Origin of the sequence: Mixta tenebrionis, assembly GCF_006517625.1 — a bacterium.
GTDB lineage: Bacteria > Pseudomonadota > Gammaproteobacteria > Enterobacterales > Enterobacteriaceae > Mixta > Mixta tenebrionis.
On sequence record NZ_VHQI01000004.1, the window covers coordinates 255,661 to 271,458 of the forward strand.

Below are 15,798 nucleotides of genomic sequence, written 5' to 3' on the forward strand. Positions count from 1 at the left end.
GCGGCAACGGCGCTTAACGCTGAACAAATCCCAGCCGCCGCGAGATCAAACCGCAAGCCTGAGCAAGCTCTTCGTTAACCTCGGCAATTTTGTGCTGCATACGATGCGTCGGCCCCGCCACGCTCAGCGCGCCAACAATCTCCCTGGTGTAGTTAAACACCGGCCGCGCCACGCAGGTCAGCCCCTCCTCGTTCTCTTCGTTATCCAGCGCATAGCCTTTCAGACGAATATCCGCCAGCGTCTCATACAGCGTCACCCGGTCGACAATGGTTTTTTCGGTAAAGGGAACCAGCGGCTCGCTTAATACCCGATCGATCTCGGTCAGCGGCTGGTAAGCCAGCAGCGCCTTGCCGATGCCGGTACAGTAGGCGGGCAGCCGCGCGCCCAGCCGCGCATGGGTCTGAATAGAAAGCGTGCCTTCGCTTTTGTAGAGATAAACCACGTAGCCGCTGTGATAGACGCCCAGGAAGCAGGTTTCAGAAGTGGTAGCCGAGAGAACTTTCAGACAGGGGATCGAGGCCTCTACCAGGTTAACGTTCATCAGCCCTTTGATGCCCAGCTCAAGGCTTTTCAGATCCAGATGATAGCGCTCAGTCAGGCTGTCCTGCATCACATACTGGCGCTCGCGCAGGGTTTCGAGGGTACGAAACAGCGTGGTTTTGGCGATACCGGTACGCTTAACCAGCTCCACCAACGATATGCCCTCAGGATGGTCGCTGATCACTTCAAGAATCGTCAGTACCTTGTCCACGCCGGAAGAGGCGGCGTTATCACTGTTTGCCATACAAATCATTCCCGCCAGAAAAAAGCCTATTGTACCCGCATTGCCCTGCCTGGCAAAACGCTTTCATTTTAACCAGTTAGCTTATTTTTCCGCTTTTATTCGGCGCTGATACGCCGTCGCCGTCCTTCCTTTTGCTGTGAAGCGCATCACCAAACCTGAAAAAACGGAATGACATTCCTTTTTTATAAATTTACTCTCTAAAAAAGGAACATCATTCCATGTTAACAGCAAGTCAGGGAAAACCCATGCTTATTGTCACCATTGATGCCGGAACAACTAATACCAGGGTACGCCTCTGGCGCGATAAAAAGATCGTTGCCGCCAGCAGCAAAGCGGTGGGCGTGCGCGACATCGCCGTTACCGGCGATCGCGGCACGCTGATGAGCGCGATAAAAAGCATGCTGGAAAGTCTGTTCCGGCAGATCGGCGGCGTTAACCGCGAGCGCTATGCGATCGTGGCGTCGGGCATGATCACCGCCGAGCTGGGGCTGCACGCCGTTCCACATCTCACCGCGCCGGTCTCTTTTGCCGATCTGGCGGCTGGCGCGGTGGCCCATATCCTGCCGGAGATCGCGCCGCAGCCCATCTGGTTTATCCCCGGCGTGAAAAACGCCGTCGCCAGCATCGACGTCAACAATATCGACGCCATGGATATGATGCGCGGCGAAGAGGTGGAAACCTTTGGCCTGCTGGCGCAGCATCATATCCGCGGTCCGGTGCTGGTCGCGCTGCCGGGCACCCATTCAAAATTCGTGCTGGTAGATAAAGAGCAGCGCATTCTGAGCTGCGTCACCACGATGGCCGGCGAGCTGCTCGATGTCCTCACCCACCAAACCATTTTAAAAAACTCGCTCGACGGCGAATTCACGCATGAGCTGGATCGCGAATACCTGTTAAAAGGCGCCGCCTCCTGTCGTCGCCTCGGCATTAGCCGCAGCTGCTTTGCGGTACGCCTGCTGGATCGCTTTACGCCCGCCAGCCACTGTCAGAAGGCCAGCTATCTGCTTGGCGCCGCGTTTTATTCCGATCTGCAGGCGCTTAAACACAGCGCCGCGCTCGATCTCGCCGGCGATATCGCTATCGCCATCGGCGGCAAATCGGTGCTGCAACAGGCGCTGGCGACGCTGATCGCCGACGATCCCTTTTTTAGCGGCAGCATGCTGCTGGCGGAGGATCGGCCTGAGCGCCCCTTCTCCGGCAGCGGCGCCGTCGCCGTTATGGAGCAGATACTGATGCGTTCAGCCAGCTCTGCCCCGCTTTGTTCAGGCATCTCACCTTTAGGAACCTCCCGATGAAAACTATGACTACCGCGCCGCTGGTCGCCATTCTGCGCGGCATCAGGCCGGAAGAGATCGACAGCCATCTTCCGCTGCTGATTGAGGCAGGCTTTACCGCCATTGAAATTCCACTTAACTCGCCGGACTGGGAAACCAGTATCGGGCACGCGGTCAGCGCCTACGGCGATCGCGTCACCATCGGCGCGGGCACGGTGCTCAGCGTGGAAAATGTCGATCGCCTGGCGGCGCTGGGCTGCCGGCTGATTATCGCTCCCAACAGCAACCCGGCGGTGATACGCCGGGCGCTGCACCATGACATGCAGGCGATGCCCGGCTGCGCCACGCCTGGGGAAGCGTTTATCGCCATCGAAGCGGGCGCGCGGCAGCTCAAACTTTTTCCCGCCAGCTTTTTCGGCCCCGGTTATGTCCGGGCGCTGAAAACGGTGCTGCCGGCCTCCGTCGAGCTGTTCGCCGTCGGCGGCGTCACGCCAGAGACGCTGCCGCGCTACCTGGCCGCAGGCTGCGCCGGCGCCGGTATCGGCGGCGAGCTCTATCGGGCAGGTCAGCCGGCTGAGCAGACGCAAAAACAGGCGCTGGCGTTTATCGCCGCCCACCAGCGCTTTATCACGTCATCACAGCAGAACGGGGAGTCCATATGAAAATCAGCTGGCTGTTTAAAAACGCCACCGTTATTGACGGCTCCGGTAGCCCGGCGTATCGCGCCGACGTGGCGGTAGTGGACGATCGCATCGCGCGCATCGCTCCCGCCATCAATGAAGAGGCGCACGCCACCCTTGACTGCCGCGGGCTGACGCTGGCTCCCGGCTTTATTGATGTTCATACCCATGACGATCTGGCGGTGATTAAGCGTCCGGACTATATCGAAAAAACCTCCCAGGGCGTGACCAGCATTATCGTCGGCAACTGCGGCATCAGCGCCGCCTGCGCGGTGATGCAGGATGAGGTGCCCGATCCCATCAACCTGCTGGGCGAGCTGGATGAATTTCACTACCCGGACTTAGCCAGCTACCGGGATCGCATCAATGCCGTTACCCCTTCGGTTAACGTAGCCACGCTGATCGGCCATACCACGCTGCGCAATAACTGCGTGGATTCCCTGCTTGAGCCCGCCAATAGCCAGCAGATCGCGGCGATGCGTGAAACGCTGCGCCTGGCGCTGCAGCAGGGCGCGCTGGGGCTGAGCACCGGGCTTTCTTACGGCAACGCGGTTAACGCCTCGACGGAGGAGGTTTGCGCGCTGGCGGAGCTGCTGGCCGAATACCGCGGCATCTATACCACCCATCTGCGCACCGAATATGACGGCATTATCGAGGCGATGCAGGAAGCTTTCCACGTCGGGCGCCACGGCGGCGTGCCGGTGCAGATCTCGCACCATAAATGCGCCGGGGCGAAAAACTGGGGACGCACTACCGAAACGCTGGCGCTGATTGAGCAATATCAGCAGCAGCAGGAGATCGGCTGTGACGTTTATCCCTACCGCGCCGGATCGTCCAACCTCGATCTGCGGCAGGTCACCACCGATTACGACATTCTGATCACCTGGTCCACCCCTTTTCCGCAGATGGCGGGGAAAACCCTACAGGAGATCGCCGGGCTGTGGCAGACCGACGTGCATGAGGCGGCCAGCCGCCTGCTGCCGGCAGGCGCCATCTATTTCCAGATGGATGAGGCTGACGTGCGCCGCGTGCTGCAACACCCAAGCGCAATAATCGGATCCGACGGCCTGCCCTGCGATCCTAACCCGCATCCCCGCCTGTGGAGCACCTTTCCACGCGTGCTCGGCCACTACAGCCGGGACGAAAAGCTGTTTCCGCTGGTTACCGCCGTCCACAAGATGACCGGCATGTCCGCCCAACGTTTCGGGCTGCCGCAACGCGGCCTGATCCGCGAGGGCTGGTTCGCCGATCTGACCCTCTTCGACGCGCAAACCGTGAATGAAGCAGGCACCTTTCAGCATCCGAAGCAGGCGGCCGTCGGCATTGAACGGGTATGGGTTAACGGCGTGCTCAGCTGGAGCGACAAAGCGATGACCGGCCAGCGCGCAGGTAAATTTTTAGCAGCCAATCAGTAATCACAGGGGAAAAATCATGAAACGTTATGGTGTGGAAGGTTCTGCAGGTACTGGCGGCCAGGCGCTGCCCTTTGCTAAAGCGGTAGCCGCCGACGGCTGGCTCTACGTCTCCGGTCAGACGCCGATGGTGGATGGCGAGATTATCGACGGCGGCATCGTCGCCCAGTCAACGCAGGCCATTGAGAACTGCCTCGACATTATGCATGAAGCGGGCTTCGGCATAGAGGATATCGTACATATGAAGGTGTTCCTTACCGATGCCCGCTACTTTCAATCCTTTAACCGGGTGTTCAAAAAATTCTTCGGCGCGCATCCGCCTGCCAGGATCTGCTGCGTCGCCGATCTGGTGGTCGACTGCATGGTGGAAGTGGATATCACCTGCTTCAACGCTAAATTCAAAAACTAACACAGAGTAAGCCTCTGATATAACAAGGATATATTATGCAGCATAATAATTTCCTGACATGGTTTTTGCTTTACGCCTTCGCCATGATGGCGGTAGGCTGGTATGTTACGCGCCATCAGAAAACCGGGGAAGATTTTATTCTCGGCGGCAGAAAACTCCCGATGCTGCTGACGCTCGGTTCTACCGTCGGCACCATGGTCGGCACCGGCTCCAGCATCGGCGCGGTCAGCTTCGGCTACAGCAACGGCTGGGCGGGGATGCTGTACGGCCTCGGCGGCGCGACCGGCATTCTGCTTACCGCATGGCTGTTCGGCCCGCTGAGAAATCTGCGCTTTATGACCATGAGCGAAGAGATCTGCTACTACACCGGCGGCAGCCGCATCGTTAAAAATCTGGTGGCGCTGCTGATTTTCCTCGCCTCGATCGGCTGGCTGGGAGCGCATATCCTGGGCGGCGGCCTCTATCTCGCCTGGGCGGCGGGCATCGATATTACCCTCGCCAAAATCATTATCGCCGTGGGCTTTATTTTCTACGTCGGCATCGGCGGTTATAAAGCCGTCTCCTGGATCGATACTCTGCAGTCCGTCGTGCTGTTCGTGGGCTTTATCGTGCTGGCGGCGATGTCGGTCAGCTATGTCGGCGGCTGGGAGGTTATTGTCGCGAAAACCGATCCGCAGGCCTTTACGCTGTTCGGCATCGGCAAACTCGGCCTGCTGCCGGCAATTTCGCTGGCGACCGTGATCGGCATCGGCGTACTGGCCACCCCCTCCTATCGCCAGCGTATCTATTCGGCGGCCTCGACGCGCACTATCCGCCAGTCTTTTATTATCACCGGCCTGCTCTATATGGGTTTTTCATTCCTGCCCGCCATTATCGGCATGGCGACCCACGTAATGAACCCTGAACTGGACAACTCAGGCTTCGCCTTCCTGTATGCCACCAACGCGCTGCCCCATGTCGTGGCGATGGTGGTGCTGATCGCCGGAATGTCCGCTAACCTCTCCTCCGGCAGCTCGGACGCTATTGCCGGCGTCTCGATTATCCTGCGCGATATCTACACCATGATCGTCGGCCAGATGCCGCCGCCGGAAAAGGCGATTGCCCTGTCGCGCCTCTTCCTGCTGGGAGTGATCCTGCTGGCGCTGATTTTCGCGCTAACCTCCAACGATATCATCGGCTATATCACCAAGATGATCTCGATGATCATGTCCGGGATGTGCGTAACCGTGCTGCTGGGTAAATTCTGGCCGCGCTTTAACTGGCAGGGCTGCATTGCCGCGCTGCTGGGCGGCAGCCTGACGTCGCTTGCGGTGATCTTCTCGCCGCAGTGGTCCGCCGCGCTGGGCAACCCGGTGCTGCCCGCCCTCGCCGTCAGCTTCGTTGCGGCGGTAGTGGTTACGCTGCTGACGCCGCAAAACGCGCTTTCACGCGAAGCGGTCTTGCAGATGATTACCGCAGAGCGGGAAAACAACGGCCAGACGCCGCGCGCTGACGCCACTCCGGTAAGGAGCGCGGAATGAGGGGCGATAGCGGTCTGGCGGCGCATAAGTGCGACGCCATGTTCAGCCCGTCAGCGGAGGGCGCCAGGGTTCTGCATGAGGAAGTTTGCCTGCCCGCTGCGGTGATTAAGGCGCAGGCGCTGGAGAATAATATCCGCTGGATGCAGCGCTATGCCGATCGTCGCGGCGTATCCCTGGCGCCCCACGGCAAAACCACCATGACGCCGTGGATCTTTCAGCAACAGCAGCAGGCTGGCGCCTGGGCTATCGGCGTCGGCAGCGCCTGGCAGGCGCAGGCGGCGATGCTCAGCGGCATCCGGCGCGTGCTGATGGCCAATCAGCTTACGGGCAGCGCCAATATGCAGCTGGCGGCGCAGCTGAAGCGGCGCTATCCGACGGCGGAGTTTATCTGCTGCGTTGATAATCCGCAGCAGGCGAAAACGCTCTCCGCCTTTTTCAGCGCGCAGCAGCAGAGGCTGGATGTGCTGGTGGAGCTTGGCGTCGCGGGCGGACGCTGCGGGTGCCGCTCCGCCGCCGAGGCGTTGGCGCTGGCGGAAACGGTCGCTCAGCTGCCGGGGCTGCGCCTGCGCGGGCTGGAACTCTATGAGGGCGTGCTGCACGACGCCAATCCACGGCCGCAGATTGAAAAACTGCTGCGGGATGCCGCCGCGCTGGCCTGTCGCATGGCGGTTTGGGTAAGCGGCGAGTTTATCCTTACGGGCGCCGGCACCGTCTGGTATGACGTAGTCTGCAACGTCTGGCTGGCGGCGGAGAAGCCCGTCGACTGCCGCATCGTGATCCGTCCCGGTTGCTATATCACGCACGATAACGGCATCTATCAGCAGGCGCAGAACGCGCTGATGGCGCGCGACGCCACGGCCTGCGCTATCGGCGGCGATCTCGCCTGCGCGCTGGAGATCGTCGCCATGGTGCAGTCGGTGCCGGAACCAGCCCTCGCGGTGGTTAATTTCGGCAAGCGCGATGCGGCTTTCGACGCTGGTCTGCCGCAGCCGATCGCGCACTATCGCGCGGGCAAAGCGCTGCCGCTGACGCCGGGCGCCATAACCAGCGTCGGGATAATGGATCAGCACTGTATGCTGCAGCTGACGCCGGAAGTCGATCTGCAGCCGGGAGATATTCTGCTGTTCGGCATCTCGCACCCCTGCCTGACCTTTGATAAATGGAAAACGCTGCTGCTGGTTGATGAGCAGTACCAGGTGCTGAAAGCGCTGGAAACCGCATTTTAAGGCGCAGCGGCAGAAATAACAGGGAAGCCGCCGCCCTCGTCGGGGGCGACGTTCCCTTGCCGCCGCGGGTGCGGCGGCGCAATTTCGCGCTAACGGATTATTAATAAAGCAGTTAGCGCGTAAGCATCTTGCTTTTAGCGAGATTCCAGGTACTATAGCGTCCACATATCGGCACGTAGCGCAGCCTGGTAGCGCACTGTCATGGGGTGTCAGGGGTCGGAGGTTCAAATCCTCTCGTGCCGACCAAATTACTCCGAAAAAACCAACCCAAACGGGTTGGTTTTTTTATGCCGCTAACCTACTGACGCAGCAGCCGCAGGCCGTTGGCGACCACCAGCAGGCTGGCGCCGACGTCGGCGAATACCGCCATCCACAGCGAGCCCATCCCCGCCAGCGTCAACGCCAGGAATACCACCTTAATCCCCATCGCCAGCGCGATATTTTGCCAGAGCACGCTGCTGGTACGCCTGGAGAGCCGTACAAAAGCGGGGATTTTGCGCAGATCGTCATCCATCAGGGCGATATCGGCAGTTTCAATAGCGGTATCCGTGCCCATCGCGCCCATGGCAAAACCGATATCGGCGCGCGCCAGCGCCGGCGCGTCATTAATGCCATCGCCCACCATGCCGACGGCGCCGCGGCGCGCCAGGCTTTCCACCGCAGCCAGCTTATCTTCCGGCAGCTGATTGCTGCGGACTTCATCAACCGCAACCTGCGCGGCAATCGCCTGCGCCGCGCCGCGGTTATCGCCGGTAAGCATTAAGGTTCTGACGCCCAGCTGATGCAGCTGCGCTACGGCCTCGCGGCTGCTCTCTTTTACCGTATCCGCAACGGCGAACAGGCTCAGCAGTTCACTGTCGCTACAGAGCAGCACTACCGTTTTCCCCTGATTCTCCAGCTCAGCCAGCGCCGCCTTCACCGCCTCAGAACAGCTGACCTGCTCCTCCATCAGCCGCAGATTGCCCAGGCTGTAGCTGACGCCCTGAATCACGCCGCGCACCCCGCGCCCCGGCAGCGCGCTAAACTGCGTTACCGCCAGCCGCTCCGGCGGGGCCGCCGCCAGCACCGCCTGGGAAACCGGATGATCGGAATAGTCCGCCAGGCTGGCCGCCAGCGTCTGGCAGCGCGCCGCATCCAGCGAACCGACGGCGGTAATATCGGTCTGAACCGGTCTGCCGTACGTCAGCGTGCCGGTTTTATCCAGCGCCAGCCATTTCAGCCGCCGGCCCTGCTCCAGATAGACGCCGCCCTTAATCAAAATACCGCGACGGGCGGCGGCGGTCAGCCCGCTGACAATGGTTACCGGCGTTGAGATCACCAGCGCGCAGGGACAGGCGATAACCAGCATCACCAGCGCCTTATAGATCCATTCACGCCAGTCGCCGCCGGCAAGCAGCGGCGGCAGCAGCGCTACCGCTACCGCAAGCGCGCAGACCAGCGGCGTATAGACGCGTGAGAAACGATCGACGAAGCGCTGCACCGGCGCTTTCGCTCCCTGCGCCTGCTCAACGACGCGAATAATGCGCGCCAGCGTGGAATCCGCCGCCGCCGAGGTAACGCGATACTCCAGCACGCCCGCGCCGTTCAGCGTCCCGGCAAACAGCGTATCGCCCTGCTGCTTCTCGACCGGCAGGCTTTCACCGGTAACCGGCGCCTGATTGATCGCCGACTGTCCGCGTACGATAGTGCCGTCAAGGCCGATACGCTCGCCGGGCTTTACCCGGACCAGGCTGCCGGGCGCCACGCGCCCTACCTCCCTCTCCTGCCAGGAACCGTCTGGCTGCTGCACGTTAACCGTTTCCGGCGCCAGCTTCATCAGCGAGCCGATCGCGTTGCGCGCGCGATCCAGCGATTTCGCCTCCAGCATTTCCGCCAGCGTAAACAGCACCATCACCATCGCCGCCTCCGGCCACTGGCCGAGCGCCAGCGCGCCGGTTACCGCAATACTCATCAGAGCGTTGATATTCAGATCGGCGTTTCTTAGCGCCGTCCATCCTTTTTTATAGGTATCCAGACCGCAGACGGCGATCGCCAGCAGCGCCAGCGCCGCCTGCACCCATGCGGCCAGGCCGCTCCAGTGGGCGATTTCCGCCGCTGCGGCGGCGATGCCCGCCAGCGCCAGCGGCCAGATACGCATCTTTTCTGCCGGCGCCGGCGGCGGATTTTCATCTGCTACCAGCTCCGGCGCAAAATCCAGCGAGCGGATGGCGGCCAGCAGCGGTTCCAGCGCCTGCGGCGCATGGGTAACCGTCAGCACGCGCTGGATCAGGTTAAACTCCAGCGCGTTAACGCCCGGCATCGCTTCCAGCTTTTTACGAATCAGCCTCTCCTCAACCGGGCAATCCATCTGCTTAATCAGAATGCGCGTCTGCTTAGCGCCGTCAGAGGCAGCGCTTATTTTTGGCGACGAAGTTGCGTTATCTTCAGCATCATGACGCGCAGGTTCTGCAGGCAGCGGCGTAAAAGCGGTAAAGCGGCCTGCCGCCTCCTCTTTTCCCTGCCCGCTGCTGCAATGGCGGTTGCCGCAACAATCACTCATATTCTTTCCCTCCTCAGTGACCTATACTGGCATTTAAAACCCTGTAGCTACTTCAGGGTCAAGCGGGAGAAAGACAAAATGAAAATTGGCGAGCTGGCCCGTCTGGCAGGCTGTTCGGTAGAGACGGTACGCTACTATGAGCGTGAAGGGCTGCTGCAGGCGGCGCTGCGTAATCTCAATAACTATCGTCATTACGACAGTCATCATCTGGAAAACCTGAAGTTTATCCGCCGCTGCCGGGCGCTGGATATGACCCACGAGGAGATCCGCGCGCTGCTGCAGGCGCGCAGCCAGCCCGACGCCGACTGCGGCGCGGTCAACGCGCTAATCGATCGTCATCTGCATCATGTTCAGGCGAAGATTCAGGAGCTGAAGGCGCTGGAACGGCAGCTGACGGAGCTGCGCGGGTGCTGCCACAGCAACCGCAGCGCACGCCACTGCGGTATTTTGCGTGAGCTGGAGCAAACGGAAGATTTAAGCGCGACGCCCGTTCTGCCGCGCGGTATCTGACGGCAGCCTCAGCCGCCGTCAGGCTGACGCCGGGCGCGTAGCGCGAGCTTTTCCGCCGGCAGGGTGATAATCGCCAGACAGAGGATAATCAGGGCGACGCCGCCCCAGCCGGAGAGCGGCAGCCGTTCGCCAACCAGCAGCACCGCCAGCAGGGCGGCGACTACCGGCTCCAGCAGGGTGATGGTGGTGGCCGTACTGGCGGAAATACGCGCCAGCCCATAGCCATAGCAAATATAGCCGATAAACATCGGCACCAGCGCCATATAGAGACCGACGGCGGCGTTATGCCATGCGGTAAACAGCGGCGCGCCGGTCAGCCACAGCACCGGCATCAGCAGCAGACCGCCGGCGCCAAAGGTTGCGCCCATGGCGGCGCGCGGCGCTAACTTCCGCTGCATCAGTCGGCGGGCGGACCAGGAGTAGAGAGCATAGGTAAAGCCGGCCAGCAGCCCCAGCAGGATGCCGATCGGCGCCAGCCCCGCCTCACCGCCCGCCCCCTGCTCGCCGCGTTCGGCAAAGCAGAGCAGTATCATACCGAGTAAACCCACCGTCGCGCCCAGCAGCCACTGCTTCGTCAGACGTAAGCCGTCAAGCCGGTATTCAATCAGCGCGGAGAACAGCGGCGCCGAGCCGATGGAGATAACGGTGCCGACGGTAACGCCGGCAAAGCGCATCGAGGTATAAAAAGCTAGCGGATAGAGCGCTACCGCCAGAGCGCCGGTCAGCAAATAGCGCCACTGTCGCGCCATCAGCCGCCGCTGCCGCCTGATGGCGGCAAGCGCAATCGCTCCCTGCAGCAGCCCGCCCACGCCCATCGCTACCGCGCCCACCGCCAGCGGGCTAAGCGCGGGCGCAAAGGTGGCCGCCGTGCCGGTGGTGCCCCATACCATCGCAGCGATAAAAACGCCGCCGATGCCCGCCAGACGTGATTCTGTCGCCGGCATTAGCGCGCCTGCGCCGTAAATTGTATCAGCCGGCCCGCCGGCGTCCGGCGCCGAAGGCGATGCTTCAGCGCGGCGCGCCCGCTTTGGTTTCTCACGCCACGCCGCGTTTGGCGGACGGTTATTCGCTCTGCGGCTAAGCCAGTCATCGTCACTCTCCGGATTGACGCCAGCAGCCTGGCGTAAGCGTAAGTAGGCGCGCCTCAGCGTAAAGCTGATTTGCTGTCACATCAATGCAATAATAACGTAACATTTTTCCACTAACCTGTGCCAGACGAACGGAACGGGAATCAGAGCATGACGGTGGCAAAAGCAAAAAATCTGCAGGATACCGAAGCCCTGCTGCACGCGGGCATTAACAAGGTGGCGCTGGACTGGGAGATCGGCAGCGACGACTTTTTCCGTCTCGCCAGCCACTGGTGCGAGCGCGGCGCGAAAATCACCCGCAGCCGGCATTATTTTGTCGTGTCGGTAAAAGGCTTCGCTATTCCGCCAAACGATTAGCGGCGCGACAGAAAGAGCGAGGCCACGGCGGACTGCGCCGGCTCGCCGCGCCGACGCCCGCATCGCGCTAAGGTTCAGCGTCCGGTATCGGTGCGCTGCACCGCATCCAGCGTTGCTTTCTCTCTTTCGCTGCCGGTCAGCTCATATAGCTGGCCGTCGCGCATCTCCAGCAGGCGATCCGCCTGAGTAAAGTAGTGATCGTCATGGCTGATGGCGAAAATGGTTTTACCGCTCTGCTGTAGCCACGGCAGCAGCTCCCGATAGAAAACGCGACGGAAATGCGGGTCCTGATCGGCGGCCCATTCATCCAGCAGCAGCATATCGCGCTGCTCCGCCGCCGCCAGCAGTAACGCCAGCCGCTTGCTCTGCCCTTTCGACAGCTGCAGATTCAGCACCCGATTACCTTCCAGCTTCAGCTTATCCTGCATTTTCAGCTTCTCCAGCCACTGCTGCACCAGCGTCGGGCTGGCCGGCTGCGCGCCGGGGCCGATAAGCCGATCGAACAGGTGCGGATCGGTAAAGACCGCCGAAAACAGCTGACGATAGCGTTCGCTATCGGCAATCACCTCGCCATCCAGCAAAATAGTGCCGGAAACCGGCTGATAAAGTCCGGTCAGCAGCATCGCCAGCGTTGATTTACCGCTGCCGTTGCCGCCGATAAGAAACACCAGCTCGCCGCGCCTGAGCGTCAGGTTAACCGGCCCTACGCTAAAGCCCTTCTCGCCGTAGTGAAACAGCAGATCGCGCAGCTCCAGCGTCTGCCAGTCGGCTGCCGCCGGCAGAGGGGCGAAATGTTCGCGCCACTCCGCCAGCTGGAAAGTACGCAGTTTATTAAAGGCCACCTGCGCGCTCAGCAGCATCGGCAGCGCGCCCATCGCCTGTAGCAGCGGAGTGCGCAGAAACAGCAGGGTCAATGAATAGGTAGCGGCTACCGCCGTGTTCGCCCAGCCGAGGCCGTTCGCCATAAAGAACACCATGCCGATGGCGCCCAGCATCATAATATTTGACCAGTTTACCGCGCTGAGATGGTAGGTATCGGCGCGCACGATATGATGACGATAGGCGTTGGCGTTCTCCTGATAAACGGTATCGTAGATTAACTGCGCCCGCTCGCGGTTCAGCGCCAGCTCTTTGCGGCCGTCGATAACCGTCTGATAATCGGCGTACAGGCGATCTTCCGTCTCACGCAGCGCCGCCATATGACGATAAACGCGCGACACCAGCAGCCAGCCGCCGACAAGGGTCACCGCGATCCACACCGCGCTGACCGCCAGCATACGCGGCGACAGCCAGGCAAGGTAGATGGCCGATCCGAGGGTCAAAATTACCCCCTGAATCAGCTCCGGCAGGCGCACAAAAGCCATGGTGATATTGCGCACGTCGCTGGTCAGGCTTGCCAGCAGCTGCGCGCTGCCGATCTGCTCGATGCGCTGCACCTGGGTATCCAGGATACGTTTGATAAATTCGCCGCGCAGGCGCCAGACAAAACGGTGTCCCAACAGCGTCAGCGCCATTTGCGAAGCCAGCGTCAGCGCCATCAGCAGCAGCAGCAGGCCAAGGAATTCCGGCAGCACCGACATGGAGGTAGTTACGCTGGCGATCAGCTCCTGATTAATCCAGGCGATAAGGCCGATGCCAAGCGCCGCGCTCAGCAGGTTAAGTACGATAACGGCGATAAACGGCCAGCGGTACTGTTTAAAAACAACGGACAGCAACTCCATAAAAGCATCCTGATCAGAACAAAAGCAGCATGCAGTTTAATGAGAAGACAATCGATAGCAATAATAATTCTCAACTGCGCCGTTAGCGCGCGCGTCGGAAGGTGAGATTATAGCGATACGGCCCCGCCAGCGGATGCTCGCCCGGCTTTAGCGGCAGAATACCGTGGAAGCGCAGCCGCGACGGCCCGCCCCATACCACCACATCGCCATGCTCCAGCAGAAGGCGCTGCACGCCGTCGCCGCGCGCAAAGCCGCCGAACTGAAACTGCGCAGGCAGGCCGAGCGACACCGAGACGATCGGCTGACGCAGATCCTTCTCATCTTTATCCTGATGCAGCGAAAGCCTGGCGCCCGGTTCATAGCGGTTGATCAGGCAGGCATCGGGCTGAAAATCGGTAAAGCCCGCCTCCTGCGCCGCCTGCTGCGCCAGCAGAAGAAACCCCTGCGGCATCGCCGGCCAGCGGCGGCCGTTAAAGCTATCGACATCGCTATAGTGATAGCCGCGACGGCCGCTTGACCAGCCGAGATCGCCGCAGTTAGTCATGGCTACCGACATGCGATATCCGCCGGGCGTAATCAGATGCTGGAAAGGATGCTGCGCGGCAATCTGCGCGATTGACGCCAGCAGCGCCGCGCCCTGCTGCCGGGCGCGGCGGCGTAAAATCACCGCGCCTTCCGCCAGCGGCTCCACCCAGGGCGCCTCATCGCCAAAGAGATCTAACATGGTCGCTCTCCTTTACCGCACTATGGTTAAGCCATGCTAACCATCGTTTACCTGCTGCTGCAACAGAAAAGCGCGGAACTGCGGCGACATCCAGCTGCTGAAGCCTTTATCGTCTTTGCTGATCAGGTAGACCGCCAGCTTCTCCCGCAGCGCCAGCGCCTTCGCTTTATCGGTGCCCAGCACCATCAGGCCGGTATCCCAGCCGTCCGCCTCCAGCGCGGTGGTAGCGATTACCGTGGCGGAAACCAGCCGGTGCTCAATCGGCCGGCCGCTCAGCGGATCGATAACGTGCGATATACGCCTGCCGTCCAGCTCATAATAGTTGCGGTAGCTGCCGGAGGTACTGATGCCATGCCCCTGTAAATCCACCAGCGCCTGGGCCTTATTCTCGCGATCGGTGGGCTTCTGAATCGCTACCCGCCAGGCTTTGCCGGCGGCGTTATGGCCGCGGCTAAGCACCGCGCCGCCCACCGAAACCAGATAATTGGCGATCCCCTCTTCTTCCATCAGCCGCGCGAGGTGGTCGGTGGCGAAGCCCTCGCCGACGGTAGAGAGATCGACATACAGCCCCGGCAGATCTTTTTGCAGAAAAGCGCCTTCGGCCCGCTCCGTCACCCGTAAATGCTGCAATCCGGTCAGCGCCTTCGCCGCGGCGATATCCGCTTCGGAAGGGGTGTGCGGCGGCTGTTTGTCCGGGCCAAAGCCCCAGAGATTCACCAGCGGGCCGACGGTGATATCCATTGCGCCGTCGGTCAGCCTGCCGATGCGCAGCGCAACGGTAATAATATCCGCCATATTGCTGCTGACAGGCTGCGGCGCCGTGCCGCGATACTGATTGAAACGCGACAGCATCGAATCTTTTTTCCAGGTAGAGAGCTCCTGATCGTCGGCATCCAGCCGCTGCTGAATTTTTTCCCGCAGCGTCGCCAGGCGATCGGCAGGAACGCCCGCCAGACTGACGCGCCACTGGGTGCCCATGGTTTTACCCTGCAGCACCGCTCCCGCATCCAGCTTGTCCTGCTGCCGATCGCAGCCCGCGATCAGCGATGCCAGCAGCCCCACCGCCGCCAGCGCTACTTTTTGCATTTTTTACACCCTTTATATGTCTTTTTGTTAACTGGCACTACAAACCTTAACAAGTGTAAGGTGGACCTATTTCGCTTGAGTCGCTTTTCGACTCCCGCCTGAGCGGCGCGCTGAAACCGTTGCCTGCTTATGGCGTTTTACGCGATTTAATAAACCAGGAGCCCTGTTATGCAAGCTATTATTCTGCTGCTGTTCTTTACTGCAGTGAGCCTCTTTGCTGGTGTAAAACATTATAAAAGTACGCGCGTACGCGCGATTCATCGTCCCCGCCGCCGCTAGGCAGCACCTTACGGGCCGCTGCGCATCAGGCGGCCTGTTTTTTCTCTTCTTTGCCCTGCCTATATTAACAAACGCGCCTTAACCTTCACTTAACCGTTCCTCTAAACAAGCGGCCGATTCCTGCCGGTTGCGTTCGATGGCGCAAAAACTGCGCTATGGCGCTCAGGGCCGCGCTGTAGCGGCATAAAA

At 60.8% G+C, this 15,798-nt stretch carries 14 protein-coding genes and 1 tRNA gene; 9 read left to right on the forward strand and 6 right to left on the reverse strand.

Annotated elements, in window-relative coordinates:
• Window positions 1-13: 13 nt before the first annotated feature.
• Complete coding sequence (locus FKM52_RS08610; RefSeq protein WP_141175792.1) at window positions 14-784, reverse strand: IclR family transcriptional regulator; 771 nt, start codon at window positions 782-784, stop codon at window positions 14-16.
• A gap of 218 nt (window positions 785-1,002) precedes the next feature.
• Here FKM52_RS08610 and FKM52_RS08615 point away from each other — a divergent pair, with 218 nt between their 5' ends.
• The 7 genes from FKM52_RS08615 to FKM52_RS08645 all read left to right on the forward strand — a co-directional run bounded on the left by FKM52_RS08615 (window position 1,003) and on the right by FKM52_RS08645 (window position 7,551).
• Window positions 1,003-2,079 (forward strand): 2-dehydro-3-deoxygalactonokinase, encoded by a 1,077-nt coding sequence (locus FKM52_RS08615; protein WP_141175793.1) that lies wholly within the window; start codon window positions 1,003-1,005, stop codon window positions 2,077-2,079.
• Entirely contained in the window at window positions 2,076-2,720 is a 645-nt protein-coding gene (locus FKM52_RS08620; protein WP_141175794.1) for a 2-dehydro-3-deoxy-6-phosphogalactonate aldolase, read from the forward strand. Before FKM52_RS08615 ends, FKM52_RS08620 begins: the two co-directional genes overlap by 4 nt.
• A complete protein-coding gene (locus tag FKM52_RS08625; RefSeq protein ID WP_141175795.1) occupies window positions 2,717-4,153 on the forward strand; it encodes an N-acyl-D-amino-acid deacylase family protein in 1,437 nt (478 codons plus the stop codon). The genes FKM52_RS08620 and FKM52_RS08625 overlap by 4 nt, the downstream gene beginning before the upstream one ends.
• 16 nt (window positions 4,154-4,169) lie before the next feature.
• Window positions 4,170-4,559: a RidA family protein gene (locus tag FKM52_RS08630; protein ID WP_141175796.1), complete on the forward strand. Its 390-nt coding sequence runs from the start codon at window positions 4,170-4,172 to the stop codon at window positions 4,557-4,559.
• Window positions 4,560-4,594: 35 nt separating this feature from the next.
• The gene (locus FKM52_RS08635) at window positions 4,595-6,079 is read left to right on the forward strand and encodes a sodium:solute symporter family protein (protein WP_141175797.1); all 1,485 of its coding nucleotides are present in this window, start codon (window positions 4,595-4,597) and stop codon (window positions 6,077-6,079) included.
• Complete coding sequence (locus FKM52_RS08640; protein WP_141175798.1) at window positions 6,076-7,305, forward strand: amino acid deaminase; 1,230 nt, start codon at window positions 6,076-6,078, stop codon at window positions 7,303-7,305. The genes FKM52_RS08635 and FKM52_RS08640 overlap by 4 nt, the downstream gene beginning before the upstream one ends.
• 169 nt (window positions 7,306-7,474) lie before the next feature.
• Window positions 7,475-7,551 (forward strand) — tRNA-Pro (locus FKM52_RS08645).
• A gap of 52 nt (window positions 7,552-7,603) precedes the next feature.
• Here FKM52_RS08645 and FKM52_RS08650 read toward each other — a convergent pair.
• On the reverse strand, window positions 7,604-9,844 hold the full coding sequence (locus FKM52_RS08650) for a heavy metal translocating P-type ATPase (protein WP_141175799.1): 2,241 nt from the start codon (window positions 9,842-9,844) through the stop codon (window positions 7,604-7,606).
• Between the two features lie 78 nt (window positions 9,845-9,922).
• On the opposite strand from FKM52_RS08650, the gene cadR reads away from it, so the two are divergent.
• Window positions 9,923-10,354: a Cd(II)/Pb(II)-responsive transcriptional regulator gene (cadR, locus tag FKM52_RS08655; protein WP_141175800.1), complete on the forward strand. Its 432-nt coding sequence runs from the start codon at window positions 9,923-9,925 to the stop codon at window positions 10,352-10,354.
• A gap of 8 nt (window positions 10,355-10,362) precedes the next feature.
• On the opposite strand, the gene FKM52_RS08660 is transcribed toward cadR, so the two are convergent.
• Complete coding sequence (locus FKM52_RS08660; RefSeq protein ID WP_141175801.1) at window positions 10,363-11,298, reverse strand: DMT family transporter; 936 nt, start codon at window positions 11,296-11,298, stop codon at window positions 10,363-10,365.
• Between the two features lie 294 nt (window positions 11,299-11,592).
• Between FKM52_RS08660 and FKM52_RS08665 the strand changes: the two genes are divergently transcribed.
• Window positions 11,593-11,799 (forward strand): hypothetical protein, encoded by a 207-nt coding sequence (locus FKM52_RS08665; protein ID WP_141175802.1) that lies wholly within the window; start codon window positions 11,593-11,595, stop codon window positions 11,797-11,799.
• Window positions 11,800-11,873: 74 nt separating this feature from the next.
• On the opposite strand, the gene FKM52_RS08670 is transcribed toward FKM52_RS08665, so the two are convergent.
• From FKM52_RS08670 to apbE, 3 genes are all read right to left on the reverse strand, one after another.
• Window positions 11,874-13,520: a multidrug ABC transporter permease/ATP-binding protein gene (locus FKM52_RS08670; protein ID WP_141175803.1), complete on the reverse strand. Its 1,647-nt coding sequence runs from the start codon at window positions 13,518-13,520 to the stop codon at window positions 11,874-11,876.
• 82 nt (window positions 13,521-13,602) lie between these two features.
• Window positions 13,603-14,244, reverse strand: coding sequence for a DNA oxidative demethylase AlkB (alkB, locus tag FKM52_RS08675; RefSeq protein ID WP_141175804.1), 642 nt, complete (start codon window positions 14,242-14,244; stop codon window positions 13,603-13,605).
• A 36-nt stretch (window positions 14,245-14,280) separates the two neighbouring features.
• Complete coding sequence (apbE, locus tag FKM52_RS08680; RefSeq protein ID WP_141175805.1) at window positions 14,281-15,330, reverse strand: FAD:protein FMN transferase ApbE; 1,050 nt, start codon at window positions 15,328-15,330, stop codon at window positions 14,281-14,283.
• Window positions 15,331-15,798: the final 468 nt, after the last annotated feature.

Excerpts from the sequence above, each read along its gene's own strand:
- FKM52_RS08635 (WP_141175797.1), top strand. The coding sequence starts at position 4,595 with ATGCAGCATAATAATTTCCTGACATGGTTTTTGCTTTACGCCTTCGCC.
- FKM52_RS08630 (WP_141175796.1), top strand. The coding sequence starts at position 4,170 with ATGAAACGTTATGGTGTGGAAGGTTCTGCAGGTACTGGCGGCCAGGCG.
- FKM52_RS08620 (WP_141175794.1), top strand. The coding sequence starts at position 2,076 with ATGAAAACTATGACTACCGCGCCGCTGGTCGCCATTCTGCGCGGCATC.
- cadR (WP_141175800.1), top strand. The coding sequence starts at position 9,923 with ATGAAAATTGGCGAGCTGGCCCGTCTGGCAGGCTGTTCGGTAGAGACG.
- FKM52_RS08625 (WP_141175795.1), top strand. The coding sequence starts at position 2,717 with ATGAAAATCAGCTGGCTGTTTAAAAACGCCACCGTTATTGACGGCTCC.
- FKM52_RS08650 (WP_141175799.1), bottom strand. The coding sequence starts at position 9,844 with ATGAGTGATTGTTGCGGCAACCGCCATTGCAGCAGCGGGCAGGGAAAA.
- FKM52_RS08610 (WP_141175792.1), bottom strand. The coding sequence starts at position 784 with ATGGCAAACAGTGATAACGCCGCCTCTTCCGGCGTGGACAAGGTACTG.
- FKM52_RS08660 (WP_141175801.1), bottom strand. The coding sequence starts at position 11,298 with ATGCCGGCGACAGAATCACGTCTGGCGGGCATCGGCGGCGTTTTTATC.
- FKM52_RS08615 (WP_141175793.1), top strand. The coding sequence starts at position 1,003 with ATGTTAACAGCAAGTCAGGGAAAACCCATGCTTATTGTCACCATTGAT.
- alkB (WP_141175804.1), bottom strand. The coding sequence starts at position 14,244 with ATGTTAGATCTCTTTGGCGATGAGGCGCCCTGGGTGGAGCCGCTGGCG.
- FKM52_RS08665 (WP_141175802.1), top strand. The coding sequence starts at position 11,593 with ATGACGGTGGCAAAAGCAAAAAATCTGCAGGATACCGAAGCCCTGCTG.
- FKM52_RS08670 (WP_141175803.1), bottom strand. The coding sequence starts at position 13,520 with ATGGAGTTGCTGTCCGTTGTTTTTAAACAGTACCGCTGGCCGTTTATC.
- apbE (WP_141175805.1), bottom strand. The coding sequence starts at position 15,330 with ATGCAAAAAGTAGCGCTGGCGGCGGTGGGGCTGCTGGCATCGCTGATC.
- FKM52_RS08640 (WP_141175798.1), top strand. The coding sequence starts at position 6,076 with ATGAGGGGCGATAGCGGTCTGGCGGCGCATAAGTGCGACGCCATGTTC.